This window comes from Streptomyces himalayensis subsp. himalayensis (genome assembly GCF_013778455.1).
Taxonomy (GTDB): domain Bacteria; phylum Actinomycetota; class Actinomycetes; order Streptomycetales; family Streptomycetaceae; genus Streptomyces; species Streptomyces himalayensis.
Genome location: NZ_JACEHE010000005.1, coordinates 275,521 through 294,681, shown reverse-complemented (window position 1 = coordinate 294,681; position 19,161 = coordinate 275,521). Strand labels below are relative to the sequence as shown.

General features: G+C 70.6%; 14 protein-coding genes and 2 pseudogenes. 10 read left to right on the top strand and 6 right to left on the bottom strand.

The genetic code is table 11. The features are described from left to right. Window positions 1-14: 14 nt before the first annotated feature. Entirely contained in the window at window positions 15-1,532 is a 1,518-nt protein-coding gene (locus H1D24_RS11365; protein ID WP_181657314.1) for a cytochrome P450, read from the top strand. Window positions 1,533-1,674: 142 nt separating this feature from the next. On the opposite strand, the gene H1D24_RS11360 is transcribed toward H1D24_RS11365, so the two are convergent. Further along, the gene (locus H1D24_RS11360; protein WP_181657313.1) at window positions 1,675-2,655 is read right to left on the bottom strand and encodes an RluA family pseudouridine synthase; all 981 of its coding nucleotides are present in this window, start codon (window positions 2,653-2,655) and stop codon (window positions 1,675-1,677) included. A 241-nt stretch (window positions 2,656-2,896) separates the two neighbouring features. Here H1D24_RS11360 and H1D24_RS11355 point away from each other — a divergent pair, with 241 nt between their 5' ends. Both H1D24_RS11355 and H1D24_RS11350 read left to right on the top strand, forming a co-directional pair. Further along, a complete protein-coding gene (locus tag H1D24_RS11355; protein WP_181657312.1) occupies window positions 2,897-3,121 on the top strand; it encodes a hypothetical protein in 225 nt (74 codons plus the stop codon). Between the two features lie 180 nt (window positions 3,122-3,301). After that, window positions 3,302-3,430, top strand: a pseudogene (locus H1D24_RS11350) (IS110 family transposase); the annotation flags it as partial. Between the two features lie 168 nt (window positions 3,431-3,598). On the opposite strand, the gene H1D24_RS11345 reads toward H1D24_RS11350, so the two are convergent. Together H1D24_RS11345 and H1D24_RS44005 are read right to left on the bottom strand one after the other, a co-directional pair. Then, window positions 3,599-5,527, bottom strand: coding sequence for a serine/threonine-protein kinase (locus H1D24_RS11345; RefSeq protein WP_181657311.1), 1,929 nt, complete (start codon window positions 5,525-5,527; stop codon window positions 3,599-3,601). 160 nt (window positions 5,528-5,687) lie between these two features. Beyond that, window positions 5,688-6,035 (bottom strand): transposase, encoded by a 348-nt coding sequence (locus H1D24_RS44005; protein WP_374064210.1) that lies wholly within the window; start codon window positions 6,033-6,035, stop codon window positions 5,688-5,690. Window positions 6,036-6,037: 2 nt separating this feature from the next. On the opposite strand from H1D24_RS44005, the pseudogene H1D24_RS42265 reads away from it, so the two are divergent. Continuing rightward, window positions 6,038-6,118, top strand: a pseudogene (locus tag H1D24_RS42265) (GNAT family N-acetyltransferase); the annotation flags it as partial. Between the two features lie 58 nt (window positions 6,119-6,176). Here the strand turns inward: H1D24_RS42265 and H1D24_RS11335 are convergent. The 3 genes from H1D24_RS11335 to H1D24_RS11325 form a co-directional block, all read right to left on the bottom strand. Next, complete coding sequence (locus H1D24_RS11335) at window positions 6,177-7,760, bottom strand: amino acid permease (protein ID WP_181657310.1); 1,584 nt, start codon at window positions 7,758-7,760, stop codon at window positions 6,177-6,179. Between the two features lie 858 nt (window positions 7,761-8,618). Then, a complete protein-coding gene (locus H1D24_RS11330; protein WP_181657309.1) occupies window positions 8,619-9,464 on the bottom strand; it encodes a siderophore-interacting protein in 846 nt (281 codons plus the stop codon). A gap of 104 nt (window positions 9,465-9,568) precedes the next feature. Continuing rightward, window positions 9,569-10,486, bottom strand: a complete 918-nt coding sequence (locus H1D24_RS11325; protein ID WP_181657410.1) for a 5'-3' exonuclease — start codon at window positions 10,484-10,486, stop codon at window positions 9,569-9,571. A gap of 357 nt (window positions 10,487-10,843) precedes the next feature. Between H1D24_RS11325 and H1D24_RS11320 the strand changes: the two genes are divergently transcribed. From H1D24_RS11320 to H1D24_RS11295, 6 genes are all read left to right on the top strand, one after another. After that, window positions 10,844-12,037: a quaternary amine ABC transporter ATP-binding protein gene (locus H1D24_RS11320; protein WP_181657308.1), complete on the top strand. Its 1,194-nt coding sequence runs from the start codon at window positions 10,844-10,846 to the stop codon at window positions 12,035-12,037. Next, window positions 12,030-14,654, top strand: coding sequence for an ABC transporter permease/substrate binding protein (locus tag H1D24_RS11315; RefSeq protein ID WP_181657307.1), 2,625 nt, complete (start codon window positions 12,030-12,032; stop codon window positions 14,652-14,654). Before H1D24_RS11320 ends, H1D24_RS11315 begins: the two co-directional genes overlap by 8 nt. Window positions 14,655-14,967: 313 nt before the next feature. Continuing rightward, the gene (locus H1D24_RS11310) at window positions 14,968-15,966 is read left to right on the top strand and encodes a hypothetical protein (RefSeq protein WP_309484275.1); all 999 of its coding nucleotides are present in this window, start codon (window positions 14,968-14,970) and stop codon (window positions 15,964-15,966) included. Window positions 15,967-16,191: 225 nt separating this feature from the next. Further along, entirely contained in the window at window positions 16,192-16,758 is a 567-nt protein-coding gene (locus H1D24_RS11305; RefSeq protein ID WP_181657306.1) for a helix-turn-helix domain-containing protein, read from the top strand. A 147-nt stretch (window positions 16,759-16,905) separates the two neighbouring features. After that, on the top strand, window positions 16,906-17,655 hold the full coding sequence (locus H1D24_RS11300) for a helical backbone metal receptor (protein WP_181657305.1): 750 nt from the start codon (window positions 16,906-16,908) through the stop codon (window positions 17,653-17,655). Between the two features lie 473 nt (window positions 17,656-18,128). Then, window positions 18,129-19,097, top strand: a complete 969-nt coding sequence (locus H1D24_RS11295) for an aminoglycoside phosphotransferase family protein (RefSeq protein WP_181657304.1) — start codon at window positions 18,129-18,131, stop codon at window positions 19,095-19,097. Window positions 19,098-19,161 lie beyond the last annotated feature (64 nt).

Sequence of the window (19,161 nt, the reverse complement as noted above, 5' to 3'; positions counted from 1 at the left end):
CCGAAAGCGACACCGTGACGACCCCATCCCACTCCCATCGCGGCGCGGACGAACCGATCTCCCCGCCCCCGGGCTGCCCGGCCCACGGCCTCGGCCCCGGCGGCCTGCGCCGCCTGTACGGATCCGAGGCCGAGAGCGACCTGGCGGGCATCTACGAGAAACTGCGTGCCGAACACGGCTCGGTCGCGCCCGTCCTGGTCCACGACGACGTACCGATGTGGGCGGTCATCGGCCACACCGAGACCCTCCACATGCTCCGCACGCGCTCGCACTTCACGCGTGACTCGCGCCGAATGCGCGTGGTGCAGGACGGCACGTTCGCGCCTGACAATCCCCTGGCGCCGATGGTCACGTGGGCGCCTCTCATCTCCTTTGCCGAAGGCGCCGAACACCAGAGGGTGCGCGGTGCGATCAACGACGCCCTGGCGACCATCGACGACCGAGGCCTCAGGCGCTTCATCCACCGCAGCAGCCAGCGCCTGGTCAACGAGTTCTGTGAGAAGGGCACGGCCGACCTGGTCAGCCAGTTCGCCGAGCATCTGCCGATGGCGGTGATGTGCGAGGTCCTCGGCATGCCCGACGAGTACAACGAGCGCCTGGTGCAGGCCGGCCGCGACATGACCAAGGGCACCGCGACCGCCGTCGAGAGCAACGAGTACGTCATGTCGGTCCTGTACAGGCACACCACACGGCGCCGGGCCCAACCCGAGGAGGACTTCACCAGTCGGCTCATCGCCCATCCCGCGAAGCTCACCGACGACGAGGTCGCCCAGAACCTGCGGGTCGTGCTCATCGCGGCGTACGAGGGAACCGCCAACCTCATGGCCAACGTGCTGCGCATGGTACTCACCGACCCTCGCTTCCGGGCCCAGCTCAACGGCGGGCAGATGACGGTGCCGGAGGCGATCGAGCAGTCCCTGTGGGACGAGCCTCCGATGAACGCCCAGGTGGGCTACGTCGCCACTGAGGACGCGGAGTTGGGTGGCCAGCGGATCAAGGCCGGCGACGGGATCATGTACGTCATCGCCGCAGGCAACGTCGATCCGGTGATCCGCCCCGACCTCAAGGCCAGCATGGCGGGCAACCGCGCCCATCTCGCCTTCGGCGGCGGGCCCCACGAGTGCCCGGGCCAGGACATCGCCCGCTCCATCGCGGACGTCGGCGTCGACGCGCTGCTGATGCGGCTGCCCGATGCGGAGCTCGCCGTGGACGAGAAGGAACTGCGCTGGCGGCAGACGCTCATCGCCCGGCACCTCGTCGACCTGCCGGTGATGTTCACCCCGCGCCCGCCGCAGGACGTGAAGCTCCGGCCCACCATGGGCAGGGTGCCTTCGCCGCGCAAGGAATGGGAGGTGTCGTCCCCGCCGCCACGGCCCCAGGCCACGAGCCCGGCCGCCGCCGTCCCCGCCCAGGCCTCGGCAGCGGAGCGGTCAGACCAGCCCCTGGCCGCGCCGCCGCCCTCTCTCACAGGCGAGGGGGAGCCGCCCAAGGGAGCGCTGCAACGCCTGCTCCGCTGGTGGCGCGGTTACTGACCGTCGAACGGGCGACCGGCACCGGTTGACCGGCACCGGTTGACCGGCACCGGTTGACCGGCACCGGCTGACCGGCACCCGTGACCGGCACCGGCTGACCGGCCGACGTCGGCCGCGGTCGGTCGGCCGCGCCCATCGCAGGTCAGGAGGACCGGCCGTTGTCCTCGCCAGGCAGGGCCGGTCGGCCATTCCAGTCGCCGGGGTCCGACCAGGCAGCCAGCACACGCTCGCTGACGAACCGGTGCGACCGCCCGGTCACCGGATCTGTGAACTCGAGCACCCGGGCGAGGAGTTGCAGCGGCTGCCGGAAGTCACCGTCCGGCACCGGGTCGGCCACCACGGGATAGACGGGATCCCCGAGGATCGGTACCCCGAGCGCGTTCATGTGCACCCGTAGCTGATGGGTGCGCCCGGTCCTCGGCAGCAGCCGGTACCGCGCGCGGCCGTCCCGGTGCGTCACGAGCTCGATCAGGCTCTCGGCGTTCGGCTCACCCGGCACCTCGCGGGCGGCGATGACCCCGCGTTCCTTCTCGATACGGCTGCGGACGGTACGGGGCAGTGCGAGGCCCGGATCGTACGCGGCCACGGCCTCGTACTCCTTGTGCACGCGCTTGTCGCGGAACAGCGTCTGGTACGCGCCGCGCTCCTGCGGCTGCACCGTGAACAGCACGACGCCGGCCGTCAGACGGTCCAGACGGTGGGCCGCGGTGAGCGTGGGGATGCCCAGATCGCGCCGGAGGCGCCCGAGCGCCGTCTGGGCGACATGGCTGCCGCGCGGGGTGGTGGCGAGAAAGTGCGGTTTGTCGGCGACGACGATGTGGTCGTCGCGGTACAGCACGGCGACGGCGAAGGGCACGGGCACCTCGGCCGCGAGTTCCCGGTGGAACCAGACGAACAACCCCGGCACGTATGGCGCGTCGTGCGCCACGGCCCGTCCGTCCGCCCCCACGATCAGCCCGTCGTGCAGCATCCCGTCGATCACGCCGGGCCCGGCCGCCAGCCGCTCGACGAGGTGATCCCGCACGGTGCTCCAGGCCCCGTCCATGGGCAACCGGACCCGAACGGGATCGATACCGTCGCGCTGTGGCAGAGGGGCGGGGGGAATGCGGGGCCTGCGTCTCATCAGGATCGAGCGTAACCGCCGCGGGCTGGCGCTTTGGGGCGGCGGGTCCCGGGGCGTTCCCGTCATGGGCGGGCGTTTCTTCCCTCAGTGCCTTACGGGCCTGGGAGGGACCTCCGGGGCGAGGGGGAAGGCCCATGGAAAGTAACAGATGTTCTATAAAGTCCAAATTGTCGTTGACGCCATCGTTGCCGAGCTCCCACGCTGGTGAGTAGGTAGCCCCTCCGCCCAAAGGGAGATCATCATGGCGACAAGCGCCCGGAGGCGCATCCGACACCTCGTCGGCGCGTCTTGCGCTGCTGCGCTGCTCGCCGGAACGGTGGGCGTGGCGAGCGCCGAGGCGGCGCCTCGGACAACGAAGGCCACGGCGGAATCGTCGAGCGCGGCACCACTTGAGACCTGCACGGATTACCACTACGACGAGAACGGCATGCTCATCTGGGACCCGCCGGGCTGCACCCCGCCATAAAGTGAAGCAACCACCACTGACCTCGCGTTTTCACCACACCTGGTGTTGTCGCCGACCAGTGGCCTCACGCTTTCACGAAGTGTGCCGCCCAACGCTTGATCGCGAACCCAAGAAACGCTCCTGACCTGCAACAACAGGACTTGTCGAGGGTCCTGTTGGCTGCGAGGCTACGGCTGTGGCGCCAAGGTCCTTGCGCACCTCTTGCGGACCGGCATCGCCTGACACCGGCCCCTGCCCGCGGACAGCGAACTGGCCCAGGCCATCACCGTCCTGGCCTGTGCCCGGCAAGACGCCGCGTGGGACCGCCGCTGAGCAGGTCACCGGACAAAGATCACGCCAGCGCCTGCGCGGATCAGTGGCGCTTCCGGGGAGACCTTTCCTTTCCGGGCGGGTGGCCATGCTGCTCCTTTCCGGGCGGGTGGCCATGCTGCTGGTCCGCCGAATCGGCCGGGTGCAGTCCTGACTTTCAGACGTCCTCTAGAATGTGATCACCGACACCGAACCCGAGCTTCTATTGGCCACGTAGACCCGGTCCCCATTCGGGGACACGTCTACCCCCTGCGGGCCGCGGCCGACGGGGATGGTGCTGTCCACCTTGTTCGTCGCGGTGTTGATCACCGACATCGACCCCGAGCTCCCGTTGGTCACGTAGACCCGGTCCTCACGGGACACCGCCACCCCCTGCAGGCCGCGGCCGACGGGGATGGGGTTGCCCATCTTGCGGTTCGTCGCGGTGTCGATTACCGACATCGACCCCGAGCTCCCGTTGGCCACGTAGACCCGGTCCCCAATCGGTGACACCGCCACCCCTGCCGGGCCGCGGCCGACGGGGATGGTGCTGTCCACCTTGTTCGTCGCGGTGTTGATCACCGACACCGAACCCGAGCCGAAGTTGGCCACGTAGACCCGGTCCTCAATCGGGGACACGTCTACCCCCTGCGGGCCGCGGCCGACGGGGATGGTGCTGTCCACCTTGTTCGTCGCGGTGTTGATCACCGACACCGAACCCGACCTCCTATTGGTCACGTAGACCCGGTCCCCATTCGGGGACACCGCTACCCCCTTCGGGGAGCGGCCGACGGGGATGGTGCTGTCCACCTTGTTCGTCGCGGTGTTGATCACCGACACCGAACCCGAGCTCTCGTTGGCCACGTAGGCCCGGTCCTCATTTGGGGACACCGCCACCCCCTCCGGGGAGCCGCCAACCCGGATCGAGGACACGGGTGTCGGTGCGGGTCCAGGCTGTGCCAGGTAGATGCCGACGCCCGCCGCGGCCAGCGCCACCGCCACCACCACCGCAATGAGCCTGGCTCGTCGGTTTCCGGGCCGCGGCGGGCGGGGCCGCACCCGGGCCTTGTCACCTTTGCGCGGCAGCGGTCCCGGGGGCGGGCCGGTCGGATTCTCCGGCTCGGCCGGCGGCGTGGGCTCGGTCGTCGGGGCCGATTCCTGAGGGCGCGGCGGCTTCGAGGAGGGGGGCCGCTCGCGCGGCGGCAACCCCGGTGGGAGAGCCGGTTGCTGCGAAGGGGGAGGGTGGGGCTGGGCGGCGATGGGGGTGAGCCGCTGGGCGGCCTCGTCGCCGTCCATCCGCTGCGCGGGGTCCTTGGCCAGCAGCCCGAGGAGGACCGGAGCCAGCTCCGCTGCCCGGCGCGGCGGGGTGGGAGACCCGAACAGCAGGGCGCTCAGCGTGGCGATGGCGGAGTCGCGGTCGAAGGGGCCGATCCCCTCGAGCGCGAAGTACAGGGTGGCGCCGAGTGAGAACAGGTCGGAGGCCGGGGTGGGCGCCTCGCTGCGGGCCCGTTCCGGGGCCATGAAGCGCGGGGTCCCGAGTATCTCCAAGGTGGCGGTCAGGCGGGTCTCTCCGGAGCTTGGCTCCAGCGAGATGCCGTAGTCGGCCAGCAGCACCCGGTCGCCCTCCGTAGGGCAGGAGGGCTGCGGGCCGTGGTGGGTCAGCAGGACGTTGGCCGGTTTGACGTCCCGGTGCAGGACGCCGAGCCGGTGGCCCTCCAGCAGGGCGTCGAGTACCGCAATCCCGATCCGGGCGACGTCGGCGGGCGGCAGTGGCCCCCACTCGCGCACCACCGCCTCCAGGTCCATGGCGCCGGGGACGAACTCCATGACGATCCACGGCAGACCGTCGGCCTCCACGATGTCGTACACGGTGACGACATGGGGGTGGATGCGCAGCCGGGCGGCGTGCTGCGCTTCGCCGCGGGCCCGCGCGATCCGGGCGCTCACTTCTTGTTCTGGGACGTCCGGTGGCAGGACGATCTCCTTGAGCGCGACCTCGCACGCCAGCCCCTGGTCATAGGCCAGCCACACCCGTCCCATGCCGCCAGTGCCGAGCCGACGCAGGAGCTGGTAGCGCCCGGCGATCATGCGCCCGGCGGCCTCGTGCGCTCCTGTCATGGCACTCCCTCTTCCAGGATGGGCCAGCAGGGGTCCAGCGAGCGTTGAAAGGCTCCTCTCCACGTATCGCATATCGCCTGAAGAGCGGCAAGTCACCCAGAAAGGGTGTAGCCCGCGTGTAGTCAGTTGCCTGACCGCGCGCCTGCCGCGTCCGGGGTGCTCACGCGGCCTGCCGGGCCAGGGCGCGGATCTCTCCGTCGCGCAGCCGTAGTAGACCAGCGTGAGCAGCTTGCGTGCCGCGGCGATCTTGGCGATGTTCCGGCCGCGCCAGGCATCGATCCGTACCCGGTCCTCGGTGATCTTGGGGGTGGTCTTGCGCTGGATCACCTCCACCACGGCCCAGCGCACCAGCTTGCTGCCCTGTTTGGTGACGTGACCGCGACGGACGACGGTGTCGGACTCGTGGCCGCGGGGTGAGCCCCGCCCAGGAGCACAGCCGGTCGGCGTCGGCGAACCGGTGCACTTCGCTGACCACCGCGACCAGGATCGCCCACGATTTGGAAGGCACCAGGCACCAGGCGCCACGCCGAGCTGCACGTCGACGGCTGGCACGACATGCATCTGCACGCGCGCGTCCGGGGGCGACCCTGATCCCCGTACCGTCTCGACGCTCTAGGCTCGGACGACTGTCCAGGCCGCCGAGCCTTCGCTACGCTCCCGCAGTTGCGGCGGCCGGCCCGGGCTCGGTGGTGCCTGTCGCCTTGTCGGCGGCGCGGCTCCGGTAGAGCCGATAGCCCGCTCCCGCCGCGAGTGTCACACCCAGGAACAACACCGTGAACCACTGGAAGTACCAGTGCCCGCCCGCCGGGTCGTACACATCCGCGCGCGGCCACGCCAGGTTGACCGTCATGAACAGGCCGTAGATCAGGGCGAGTCCGTTGACCGGGACGCCCCAGCGGCCCAGGGAGAAGAGCGGCCGGCCCGCCTCGTCCACCGCGTCGGCCGCGGTACCGGGGAACTGCCCGCGCAGCCGCCGTACGAGCAGCGGGCCGGTGACCATGGCGTACGCGAGGTAGAGCATCACGATGCAGGTGGTGCCGATCGCCAGGAACGCCTCAGGCGACGCGAAGTTGAGCAGCAGAAGGGCAGCAGCGAGGGCGCCGACGACCAGGGCGGGCGCGCTCGGCATTCCGGTGCGCGGATTCACCTTGGCGAGCAGCCGCGAGCCGGGGAGCTGCCCGTCGCGGGCCATCGAGAAGAGCATCCGGCAGGCCGCTGTCTGGATCGCGAGGGCCGCCACTGCGATGGCCACCACCACGTCGGCGAGCAGGAACCGGCCGACGCCGTCGCCCAGGCTGCTGGTGAGGACGTAGCTCAGTCCGTCGACGGCCAGGTGTCCGTCCGTGAGGCTGGGCGCGGCGAGCAGACCGCCGAGGACGATCAGGCCGCCCAGCAGGCCCGCGGCACCGAGCGCCGTGAGGATGGTGCGGGGCGCGGTGCGCCGGGGATTGCGGGTCTCCTCGCTCATCTCGCCCGCGCTGTCGAAACCGATCATCACGTACGCCGCCATGAACGAGCCCACGAGCAGCGCCCCCAACAGGCCGCCCTGGGCGCCGTCGCCCGTGTGGAACGTGATGCCCGGGGAACGCTCGGAGTGGGTCAGGAGCAGCACGATGATGAGGACGGCGCCGATGATCTCCGCGGTGACACCGACCCGGTTGACCACGGACATCACGCGGTTGTCGACGATGTTCACGATCGTGGTGAGGATCAGCAGGATCACGCCGAGCACCGCCGCGTTCGCCGCACCGGTGGGCGAGGTGGGCGCCGGGTCGCCGCCGACCAGCTGGAAGCCGGACCAGATCGCCGGCATCACCATCTGCAGGGCGAGCGCCGCCGCCGCGACCACCACGATCTGCCCGATCACCATGATCCAGCCGGCGAACCAGCCGAAGGTCAGGTTGGACAGGCGTGAGGACCACTGGTAGATCGCGCCCGAGATCGGGTAGCGGGCAGCGAGTTCGGCGAAGCATGCGGCCACCATCAGCTGGCCGAGCAGGACGGCCGGCCAGGTCCAGAAGAAGACCGGGCCGCCGAAGGCGTAGCCGAACGCGAAGAACTGGAAGACAGTGGTCAGCACGGAGATGAAGCTGAACCCGGCGGCGAACGAGGCATAGCGGCCGAGGCTGCGGTGCAGCTCCTGGCGGTAGCCGAACGCGGTCAGCGAGGAGTCGCCGGCGTCCGTGGGCACCGGCGGATCGGGACGGAGATCGGCAGGGGCGGGGCTTGTCATGGCGGCAACCTGCTTTCGCGGCGGCGCGGGAGTTCTGTCGGTCCCTGTCGGAGCGACAGTCGGGGCGTCGACAGTCGGGGCGACATTTCCGTACGGCGACGTTCCTGTCGGACTGCATGAGTTCCTGTCGGGTGACAGAAATTAGGGACGGCCTGTTTCGCGGGCGTGACGCACCCGTATCTGCTGGGGGCCGAACTCCTCACGGCTCTTGCGGCGGGCGCCGCGTCGCGGTAGCTCGGGCCTCGCGACGTGCCTTGGCCACGACGTCCTGCGCGCATCGCGGCCCACCCGGGTCCCGCCGGCCCGCCGCTGCGAGCTCGTCGACGGGCACGGGGTTGTCAAGCGGGTGCGTTGTGGGTGCGTACGCGGGCGGGGGCGGCACTCGCGGACGTGACAGGTCGCCTGGCCCAGGGGCGGGTGCTCGCCCGGACGGCAGGCGTGCATCACCGGAGATGGTGCGGCGGACGGCTGCGCCACCCTCGGACGTGACAGGTCGCCCGGCCCGCATGGGTGGTGCTCGCCCGCGCGGCGGGCGTGGGTTGGCCGGAGACGGTTGCGGCGGACGGCTGCGCCACTCGGAGACGGTACGTGCGTCACCCGCCCGGGCTGTGTCACTCGGAGACGGTACGTGCGTCACCCGCCCGGGCTGTGCCACCCGGAGACCGTGCGTCACCGGCCCGGGCTGAGCCACCCGGAGACCGTGCGTCACCGGCCCGCGCTGCGACGCTCGGATGTGATGCGCCACCCGGACCAGTTGCGCGCGGCGATCGGCCTCTGCCTGGCGCAGCCCAGCCCCCCAAACGCCGGACGGGCTGGAAACTCCAGCCCGTCCGGTGCGTACTCGTGCAGGGAAAGGTCTCAGGAGGCGGTCGCCCCGGCCGTCTCCTGTTCGGCCTCGATGCGGGCGTTCCACTCGCGCTTGGCCGCCTGCCAGCCGTCCTCGTTGTGGCCGAGTCGCCAGTAGCCGGAGATCGACAGGTCCTCGCGCGGAATTCCGCGCTCGACGCGCAGCAGACGGCGCAGTTCCTTCACGAAGGCCGCCTCGCCGTGCACGAAGGCATGGAGCCGGCCCTGCGGGAACTCCAGCTCCCGTACGGCCTCGACCAGCGCCTCGCCGATGGGGCGGTCCCCGCGGTGCAGCCAGACGACCTCCACATCGGTGTCGATCTTCTGCTCCTCCTCCGGGCCCGCGATCTCCACGAAGGCGCGGACGTCGGCGCCCTCGGGCAGGTTCTCGAGGGCGGCGGCGATCGCGGGCAGTGCGCTCTCGTCACCGACGAGCAGATGCCAGTCGGCATCATGGTCCGGGGCGTAAGCGCCGCCGGGGCCGAGGAAGCGCACGAGCTCGCCCGGCTGTGCGCGCATCGCCCAGGGCCCGGCAAGCCCCTCGTCGCCGTGGATCACGAAGTCGAGCGTCAGCTCGCGGTGCTCCGGGTCCCACGCACGTACCGTGTACGTACGCGTCACCGGCCACTGGTCGCGGGGGAACTCGGCGCGGATCCGCTCCATGTCGAAGGGCTCCGGGTAGGTCACGCCCTCGGCGCCGAACAGCAGCTTCACATAGTGGTCCGTGCAGGTGTCCGCCATGAATCCGGCCAGCCCCTCGCCGCCGAACACCACGCGCTGCATATGTGGGGTCAGTCGCTCGGTGCGGACCACCCGCGCGGAGTGCGGCTTCGGAGCGCGACGTGCCGGACGTGCCATGACGGCCTCCCATGTGACGTGCTTAGGCAAGCCTAAGTTAATACTTCGGCGCGCGCATTACCTATACGTCGTACCTCACAAACCGCCCCTACTTCGCTGCCACCTCACTCCACAGGACTCTCCCGCAGAGTCGAGAGCAGGCGCTGCAGCGAACCCCCGAGACCCCAGCGCGCCGCGAGAATGTCCAGCTCAGCCGCGTCGCGGGGGGCGCGGGGCAGCGCGAGCCGCACGTCCGGCAGCGGGACGTCCGCGGCGACCCGCACGACCGTCGGTGCGACGGCGAGATACGGCCGTGCCTCGTCGAGCCGCTTGCGCTGCGCCGGCGTGAGCACCGACGCCGGGTCGTCGACGGCGGCCATGATCCCGGCAAGATCGCCGTACTGAGCGAGCAGCTTCGCGGCCGTCTTCTCGCCGATCCCGGCCACGCCGGGCAGCCCGTCGCTGGGGTCGCCGCGCAGCAGCGCGAGATCCGCGTACCCCGGGCCGTCCACGCCGTACTTCTCGCGCAGCCATGACTCGTCGGTGGCCTGCAGGGTGCCGACGCCCTTCAGCGGATACAGCACGCGCACGCCGCGCTTGTCGTCGACGAGCTGGTACAGGTCGCGGTCGCCGGTCACGATGTCGACGGGACCCGGGGCGTGCGTGGCATAGGTGCCGATCACATCGTCCGCCTCGTACCCCTCGACGCCCACGCGCGCGATGCCCAGCGCGTCCAGGACGGCCTCGATGACCGGCACCTGCGGCGAGAGCGTGTCCGGCACCTCCTCCACGTCCGGACCGACCTCGACCTCCTCCGCCACGCGGTGCGCCTTGTACGAGGGGATCAGCTCGACCCGCCACTGCGGGCGCCAGTCCGCGTCCATGCAGGCCACCAGGTCGTCCGGCTGATGGTCGCGGACCAGGCGGTCGATGAAGTCGAGCAGGCCGCGCACGGCGTTCACCGGAGTGCCGTCCGGGGCCTTCACCGAGTCCGGGACCCCGAAGTAGGCCCGGAAATACAGGGAGGCGGTGTCGAGGAGCATGAGCCGTCGCGTTCGCTGAGTCACGTTCGCATCATGCCGCACGGCACTGACAGCCCGTGCCTGTCCCGGGCCGACAGCCCATCCCTGTCCCAGGCCGACAGCCCCGCCGTACAGCACGGCCGCCGATGCCGGCGAGATGCCCACACCCCTCTACGTCACAGAAGTGAATCGCCTGTGAACTGAACCACTCTTGCGTTTGACCTGCATAAGCCCGGGCAGGCGCGCTCCCGGAGCGGATCCGGTCGCACTTTCAACCAACTCGGTCGAACTCGGTCGGTCAGACGGGCAGACCCCGTGCCGCTCCACGGCCCGCCGGCGGGGGAGGCGGGCCGTGTTCGTTCTACCCGAGAGGTTTATGTGTCCAGGCTGCAAGCAGAGCACCTGTACAAAGTGTTCGGCAGACGACCCGAGGCCGCGGTGGAGAGGCTCCGCCAGGGAGCCGACCGTGACGAGCTGCGTGCCGACGGCACGACCGCCGCGGTCATCGACGCGTCCTTCACGGTCGAACCGGGCCAGATCTTCGTCGTCATGGGTCTGTCCGGATCCGGGAAGTCCACGCTGCTGCGCATGCTCAACGGACTGCTCGAGCCGACGGCGGGGCAGGTGCGCTTCGACGGCCAGGACCTCACCGCGCTGAGCGCGCGCGAGCTGCGCGAGGTCCGCTCCCGGAAGATCAGCATGGTCTTCCAGCACTTCGCGCTGTTCCCGCACCGCAGCGTCCTCGACAACGCCGCGTACGGCCTGGAGGTGCAGGGCGTCCCGCGCGCGGAGCGCGAGAAGCGTGCCACCGAGGCGCTGGAGCTCGCGGGCCTGAAGGGCTGGGAGCAGTCCTGGCCCGATCAGCTGTCCGGCGGTATGCAGCAGCGCGTGGGCCTCGCCCGCGCGCTCGCCACGGACGCCGACCTGCTGCTCATGGACGAGTCGTTCAGCGCGCTCGACCCGCTGATCCGCCGCGACATGCAGGACCAGCTCCTCGAGCTGCAGAAGCGGCTGAAGAAGACCATCGTCTTCATCACCCACGACCTCAACGAGGCCATGCGCCTCGGCGACCGGATCGCCGTCATGCGCGACGGCCGCATCGTCCAGATCGGCACGGCCGAGGACATCCTGGTCACCCCGGCCAACGACTACGTCGCCGCGTTCACCCAGGACGTCGACCGCTCCCGCGTACTGACCGCGGGCGCGATCATGGCCGACCCCGAGACGGCGTACGGCACGAAGACGCCCGAGGGCAGGGAACTGCGCACCGCGCAGGACGTGCTCGACGCCGCACCCGCCACCGTCTCGGCCGACACCCCGATCATCGAGCTGTTCACGCCCTGCTCCACCAGCGGCGTGGCGGTCGCCGTCACCGACGCCGACGGCAAGCTCGTCGGTGTCGTACCGCGCGCCCGGTTGCTGGCCGTCCTCGGCGAGCCGATGACGCCCGCCGACCAGCAGCAGGACGCCGCCGGTGTCCCCGCACCCGCGCAGGCCGCCCCCGCGCAGGCCGCCGACGACGCGGCAAGCAGCGGCGACGAGGCCGAGGGCAAGGTGATCGCCGGTGCCTAGGATCCATCTCGGCGACTGGGTCAACGACGGCGTCGACTGGCTCGTCAACCACATGGCCTGGCTGTTCGACGCCATCAAGGCGGTCGTCGACGGCATGTACGACGGCATCAACGCCGTCCTGTCCGCCCCCGAGCCGCTGCTGCTCGTGGGCATCCTCGCGGTCATCGCCTGGTGGCTGCGCGGCCTCGTGCCCGGCGTGCTCACCTTCGCCGGGTTCGCGCTGATCGACTCGCTCGAGCTGTGGGACGACGCCATGTCGACCCTGTCGCTCGTGCTGGTGGCGACCATCATCGCGCTGGTCATCTCGGTGCCGGTGGGCATCTGGGCGGCCCGCTCCAACACCGTCAGCGCCCTCGTACGGCCCGTCCTCGACCTCATGCAGACGATGCCGGCGATGGTCTACCTCATCCCCGCCATCCTCTTCTTCGGCATGGGCGTGCCGTCCGGCATCGTCGCCACGCTGATCTTCGCACTGGCCCCGGGCGTACGGATGACCGAGCTCGGCATCCGCCAGGTCGACAAGGAGCTCGTCGAGGCGGCGGACGCCTTCGGCACGACGCCGCGCAACACCCTGCTGCGCGTGCAGCTGCCGCTCGCGCTGCCCACGATCATGGCCGGCGTCAACCAGGTGATCATGCTGGGCCTGTCGATGGTGGTCATCGCGGGCATGGTCGGCACCGGCGGCCTCGGCGGCGCCGTCAACGAGGCGATCGGCAACCTCGACGTCGGCCTCGGCTTCGAGGCGGGCATCGCCATCGTCATCCTGGCGATCTACCTGGACCGGATGACCGGCGCCCTCGGCCGCCAGCTCTCGCCGCTGGGCCGCCGCACCGCCGCCAAGGCGCGCGCCGCCGTGGGCGGCCTGAAGATCTTCAGCCACCGCCTGCGCCCCACCGTCGCGGTCGTCGGCGTCGTCGTCCTCGCGCTCGTCGCGGGTGGCATGGGCGTCTTCGGCTCCGCTCCGGCCTCCGACACCGCCTCGGCGTCCACGGACGTCGGCAAGGGCAAGCAGGTCGACATCGGCTACATCCCCTGGGACGAGGGCATCGCCTCCACGTACCTGTGGCAGGAGATCCTCGAGCAGCGCGGCTTCGAGGTCGACACCAAGCAGTACGCCGCCGGGCCCCTCTACACCGGTCTCGCCCAGGGGCAGATCGACTTCCAGACCGACTCCTGGCTGCCGACGACGCACGCCGAGTACTGGAAGAAGTACGGGAACAAGCTCGACGACCTGGGCCAGTGGTACGGCCCCACCTCGCTGGAGCTCACCGTGCCCTCGTACATGAAGGGCATCGACTCCCTCGAGGACCTCAAGGGCAAGGGCAGCGAGTTCAAGGGCAAGATCATCGGCATCGAGCCGAGCGCCGGCATGATGGGCATGCTCAAGGACACGGTCCTCAAGGAGTACGGCCTGGAGGGCGAGTACGAGGTCGTGGACGGCTCCACGCCCGCGATGCTCGCCGAGCTCAAGCGCGCGTACGCCAAGAAGGAGCCCATCGTCGTCACGCTGTGGTCGCCGCACTGGGCCTACAGCGACTACGACCTGAAGAAGCTCAAGGACCCGAAGGGCGCCTGGGGCGAGGGCGACGACGTCCACACGATCGCCCGTAAGGGCTTCGCCTCGGAGAACCCCGAGGTCGCCAAGTGGCTCAAGAACTTCAAGATGACCGAGGAGCAGCTCACCGGTCTCGAGGCGCAGATCCAGAAGTCCGGCAAGGGCAAGGAGCAGGAGGCCGTTCAGACCTGGCTGAAGAAGAACCCGGGCCTGGTCGACAAGTGGGCCCCGGTCGCGAAGTCGGCCAAGGGCGCCAAGGGTCAGGGCGAGGCGGCCCGGACGCTGAACGTCGCCTGGTTCCCGTGGGAGGAGGACATCGCGATCACATACCTGTGGAAGCACGTCCTCGAGGACCGCGGCTACACGATGAACCTCAAGCAGTTCGCCGTCGGCCCGATGTACACGGCACTGTCCCAGGGCGAGCTCGACGTGCAGTTCGACGGCTGGCTGCCGTACACGCAGAAGTCGTACTGGGACAAGTACGGCGACGACCTCAGCGACCTCGGCAGTTGGTACGGGCCGACGTCGCTGGAGCTCGCCGTCCCGTCGTACGTCAAGGACGTGAAGTCGCTCGAGGATCTGAAGGGCAAGGGCGACACCTTCAACGGCAAGATCATCGGCATTGAGCCCGGCACGGGCACGATGAACCTGCTCAAGAGCAAGGTGCTGCCCGGCTACGGCCTGGACAAGGAGTACGAGGTCGTCGACGGCTCGACGCCCGGCATGCTGGCCGAGCTCAAGCGCGCCTACGCCAAGAAGGAGCCCATCGCGGTCATGCTCTGGACGCCGCACTGGGCGTACAGCGAGTACGACCTGACCAAGCTGAAGGACGACAAGGGCCTGTTCGGCAAGGGCGACACGATCCGCACCATCGCCAGCAAGGCGTTCCCGGAGCAGTACCCGCAGCTGACGAAGTGGATCAAGGGCTTCAAGATGAGCGAGGAGGAGCTCGCCGGCCTGGAGAACGAGATCAAGAAGCGCGGCAAGGGCCAGGAGGAAGAGGCGGTCGCGGCCTGGGTGAAGGAGAACCCGGGGATCGAGGAGCGGATGGCTCCGCGGTAATCCGCAGTCGGCCAGTGATCCGGCAGTGACCGACCGGAGTCCGAGCGGGCTTCGACCGGAGTCCGAGCGGGCTTCGACCGGAGTCCGAACGGGCTTCGACCGGAGTCCGAGCGGACTTCGACCGGAGTCCGGCGGACCTCGACCGGAGTCCGACTGGATATCCCATGAGGGGTGGGCGTCGCCTGTGTGGCGAAGCCCACCTCTCATGTCGTTCCCGTGGCCGCTGAGGCATTCGTACGCTCGATGGCACGCCTGCCTCGCAAGCCCCACAAGTCCCATCCCGCCCCCTCCCGCCGACCGTAAGACGACATCCGTGACCGCCGCTGCCCGCAGCCCCCTCCGGCCCGTGCGCCTTGCCGCCGCAGGGGCCGTCATCGTCGCCGCGGTGCTGCTGCTGGTGCAGATGCCCCAGGCCAGCGCGGCGCCCGCCTCCCTCGCCACCGCCCGGCTCGCGGAGCTGGCCGGGGACGTACGCACCGCGGACGGGTACCGCTACGGCCTGGCCGACGACACCGGCCGGTCCATGGACGCCGCGCACATCCTGCAGGCGCCCGACGGCACCTATCTCGCCGTCTACCACACGTTCCTCGGCGACGGGCGCTTCCACGCGTCCGTCGCCACCTCCACGGACCTGCTGCACTGGCAGCGCCGCCACGACTTCGGCCCCGGCACCCACCAGGCGTCCCTCGCCCACGACGGCACGGGCGGCTATGTCCTCGCCTATGAGAAGGACCCGGACAACCACATAGCGATACGGGGTTATGAGGACCTCTCCGCGCTGCTCGCCGGGCGGGCCGACCGGGCGTACGACGCGCCCCGCACCCTCTCGCGCTGCGCCGAGGGCACGCCCAGCATCACCGCCGTCCAGGGCGACACCATCCGGCTCACCGGCCATTACCGGGCGAACTGCGACACCGACCGCCAACTCCGCGCAACGCTCAAGGACTTCGCCCACTGGCACGCCGAGACCGACCACCGCCTCGACCGGGCCGTCCAGTCATGGGGCAACGCCGGGAACATAGGCGACCGCGCCCCGCTGCGGCTCCACGGCATGCGCGTGGTGCTCATCGAGGGACAGAGGTGGCGGAACGACTTCGCGAGCTGGCAAACCTTTGCATACGATCCCGTCACCGGCCGCGCCGACCGGCTCGCCATCCGCACCCACGGAGGCAGCCGCGGCTTCGCCAATCCCTCGGCGACCCTGCTCACTGCTCCGAACGGCCGTCCGGCACTGCTGATGAGCTTGTTCGTTCCCCGGGAGGGAGCGGCGCCCGGCGAGTCGGGCCAGCTGTTGTACTGGCGCGCACTGTGAGACTCCGGTCGGCGGCATGGTGAGTCCGAATGACGCGCCATTGTGTTGACAAGGATGTGACGGGCAGATGAAACCGTTTGCCGAACATGCGTAGGGTGCAGAGAACTCAACATGGCCCGGAACCCCACCGGGCTCGTAGGGTCACCCGGACCGGCCGAGGACCGTCGGTGCCCGGTGGCCCATGTACGGCCCGACCATGACGATGCACAGGAGGGAGCCGAAGCGATGGACGACAGCAAAGAGACCCTTCGGGTGGGCGCGGCCGTCCGGCGGCGGCGCAGGGCACTGGAGCTCACCCTCGCCGTCGTGGCCGAGCGCAGCGGTCTCTCTGTGCCGTTCCTGAGCCAGGTGGAGAACGAGCGTGCGCGCCCCAGCATGCGCTCCCTCCAGCGGGTCGCCGACGCGCTGGGCACCACGGCCGTGGAGCTGCTCGCCGCCGCCGACCCGGCGCGCAGCGTCGCCGTCGTCCGGGCCGAGGCGGCTACCGGCCCCGTCGGCGAAGCCCACGTACGCCCCCTGGTGTCGGGCCGCCACCAGATGCACGCTCTGGAGTTCACCGGCGACCAGGACGCCGGGCGGGAGTTCCACCACCGGAACGACAAGTTGATGTACGTGGCCGACGGTGCGGTCGAGGTGGAGGCGGAGGGCAGGGCCTACCGGCTCGGCCGCGGCGACACCCTGTATCTGACCGGTGGCGCCCGGCACCGCTGGCGGGCCACGGTGCCGGACACGCGCGTGCTCGTCGTGGCCGTGGCGGAGTACATCGAGGCGGCGGAGGACCCGCGCCGCTGACCGGTTCTCCGCCCATCGTGCTCATCCGGTTCAGCCAGTCCATCCAGTTCATCAGGTTCATCCAGTTCATCCGGTTCATCGGGTCCTGTTCGGAGAGCCGGATGCCGTCATCCGTTCGAGCGTTCGAGTGGAGCAAGTGGGGTGATCATGACCGGCGCACGCATCGTCTCACTGGTGCCGTCGCTGACCGAAGCGATCGCGGCGACGCTGCCGGGAGCGCTGGTGGGGGCCACCGACTGGTGCAGCCACCCCGCGGACCTCGACGTCGCACGCATCGGCGGCACCAAGAACCCGAAGACGGACCGGATCGCCGAACTCGCCCCGGACCTCGTGATCGCCAACGAGGAGGAGAACCGGGAGCCGGACCTCGACGCCCTGCGGGCGGCGGGCATCGAGGTGCTCGTCACCGAGGTCCGCGCCGTGCCGGCCGCCTTCCGCGAGCTGGACCGCGTGCTGACCGCGTGCGGGGCGCGTACGAGGCCGCGCTGGCTCGACGAGGCGGAGACGGCGTGGTCGGACGGCGGCCTGCCGCCCGACTCCGGGGGCCGGGAATCCGGGCGCCGCATCCGGGCTGTGGTGCCCGTCTGGCGGCGGCCCTGGATGGTCCTGGGCCGCGACACCTTCGCCGGAGACGTACTGGCCCGCCTCGGCGTCGACAACGTCTACGCGACCCATTCCGAGCGCTACCCCCGCATCCCCCTCGAGGAGCTGCGCGCCTCCGCCCCGGACCTGATCGTCCTCCCGGACGAGCCGTACCGCTTCACAGAACAGGACGGCCCGGAGTCCTTCCCTCAGCCCGCGGCCCTGGTCAGCGGCCGCCACCTGACGTGGTACGGCCCGTCCCTCGGCGAGGCCCCACGGGTCCTGACCGCAGCACTGAGAGAAGCGTGCGGCTAGCAGCAGCGCGCAGCGCGCCGATACCGCCGCGGGCACCGTGTCGCTACCGGCTGCGGGCGCCGCGCCGATACCGCCGCGGGCACCGCGCCGCCTCCGGCTGCGGGCGCCGTGCCGCTGCTGCTGTGGGTGCCGCACCGCCTCCGCTGTGGCGCCGCGCCGCCTCCGTGCCGCTACCGCTGTGGGCAATCGTTCCTCCCTCAGTGCCTCAAGGGCCTGGGAGGTGCCCCCAGGGCGATGGGGGTCGCCCCTGCTCGAGCGCAGCCGAGAGCTTGGGGGAGGGTGGGCACAGCCCACGACGGCGGGCACCCGGCATCGTCCCGTACCCCGAACGGCGTAACAGCAACGCCCCGCGGACCCGCACTCCTGAGGGGCCCCGCGGGCTGCGGCGCCCGCCGACGGTGGCGGGCACCCACCCCGTTCCGCTCGCAAAAATGAGGTAGCGCGCGCCCAAGAGGGCGCGAATCATGGCGGACATGACTCTCACCGCCCCTCCGGCCGGCGGAGTCCGCACCCCCTGGGAGCACCTCCCGGTCCATGTGCGCGGCGCCGTCGCCAACGTGCTCGGCGCCCCTGTGATCGACGCGGCCACGCAGCGCGGCGGCTTCTCACCGGGCGTCGCCGCCCGCGTCCGCCTCGCCGACGGCCGCCGCGCCTTCGTGAAGGCGGTGAGCGCCGAGGCCAACCCGGACAGCCCCGACATGCACCGCACCGAGGCCCGCAACGCCGCCGCCCTGCCCGAGACCATAGCGGCGCCCCGCCTCCTCGGCTCGTACGACGACGGCACATGGGTGGCCCTCGTCTACGAGGACATCGTCGGGCATCAGCCCCATGTGCCGTGGCGCGAGGACGAGTTCCACCGAGTCCTCGAGGCCGTCAACGACCTCGCGCACGCCCTGAGCCCGTCCCCGGTCGAGGCCCCGACCGTCGCCGAGCGGGAGGCGGACGCCTTCCGTGGATGGGAACAGTTGATCGCCGCGAGGGACACCCACACGCTCGACCCGTGGGCCCGCCGCCATCTGCACGATCTCGCCGAACTGGCCGCCCCCTGGGCCGACTTCGCCGCAGGCGACACGCTCGCCCACGGCGATCTGCGCGCCGACAACATGCTGCTCACCGCCGACGACCGCGTGGTCTTCGTCGACTGGCCCCATGCCTCGCTCGCCGCGCCGTGGTTCGACCTCCTCGTCATGCTGCCGTGCGTACGCGCCCAGGGTGGTCCGGACCCCGATGAGGTGTTCACCAGCCATCCGCTGGGCCGGGACGCCGACCCGCGGGGTGTCACGTCGGTGCTCGCCGCCCTCGCCGGCTTCTTCGTGCAGCAGGCGCGCCGGCCCGCCCCGCCCGGACTGCCGACGGTCAGGGCCTTCCAGTACGCGCAGGGCGAGGCCGCCCTCGAATGGCTCAGGAAGCGTCTGCGGAAGAGGCGGAGGAAGCAGCGCTGAGCGCTCCGCTGGAAGCGCGGTGAACAATCCGCGGGACGGTGGGGGCTGGTCGCTCCCCCAAGTT

Excerpts from the sequence above, each read along its gene's own strand:
- H1D24_RS11360 (WP_181657313.1), bottom strand. The coding sequence starts at position 2,655 with ATGAGACGCAGGCCCCGCATTCCCCCCGCCCCTCTGCCACAGCGCGAC.
- H1D24_RS11355 (WP_181657312.1), top strand. The coding sequence starts at position 2,897 with ATGGCGACAAGCGCCCGGAGGCGCATCCGACACCTCGTCGGCGCGTCT.
- H1D24_RS11345 (WP_181657311.1), bottom strand. The coding sequence starts at position 5,527 with ATGACAGGAGCGCACGAGGCCGCCGGGCGCATGATCGCCGGGCGCTAC.
- H1D24_RS11335 (WP_181657310.1), bottom strand. The coding sequence starts at position 7,760 with ATGACAAGCCCCGCCCCTGCCGATCTCCGTCCCGATCCGCCGGTGCCC.
- H1D24_RS11330 (WP_181657309.1), bottom strand. The coding sequence starts at position 9,464 with ATGGCACGTCCGGCACGTCGCGCTCCGAAGCCGCACTCCGCGCGGGTG.
- H1D24_RS11325 (WP_181657410.1), bottom strand. The coding sequence starts at position 10,486 with ATGCTCCTCGACACCGCCTCCCTGTATTTCCGGGCCTACTTCGGGGTC.
- H1D24_RS11305 (WP_181657306.1), top strand. The coding sequence starts at position 16,192 with ATGGACGACAGCAAAGAGACCCTTCGGGTGGGCGCGGCCGTCCGGCGG.
- H1D24_RS11300 (WP_181657305.1), top strand. The coding sequence starts at position 16,906 with ATGACCGGCGCACGCATCGTCTCACTGGTGCCGTCGCTGACCGAAGCG.
- H1D24_RS11295 (WP_181657304.1), top strand. The coding sequence starts at position 18,129 with ATGACTCTCACCGCCCCTCCGGCCGGCGGAGTCCGCACCCCCTGGGAG.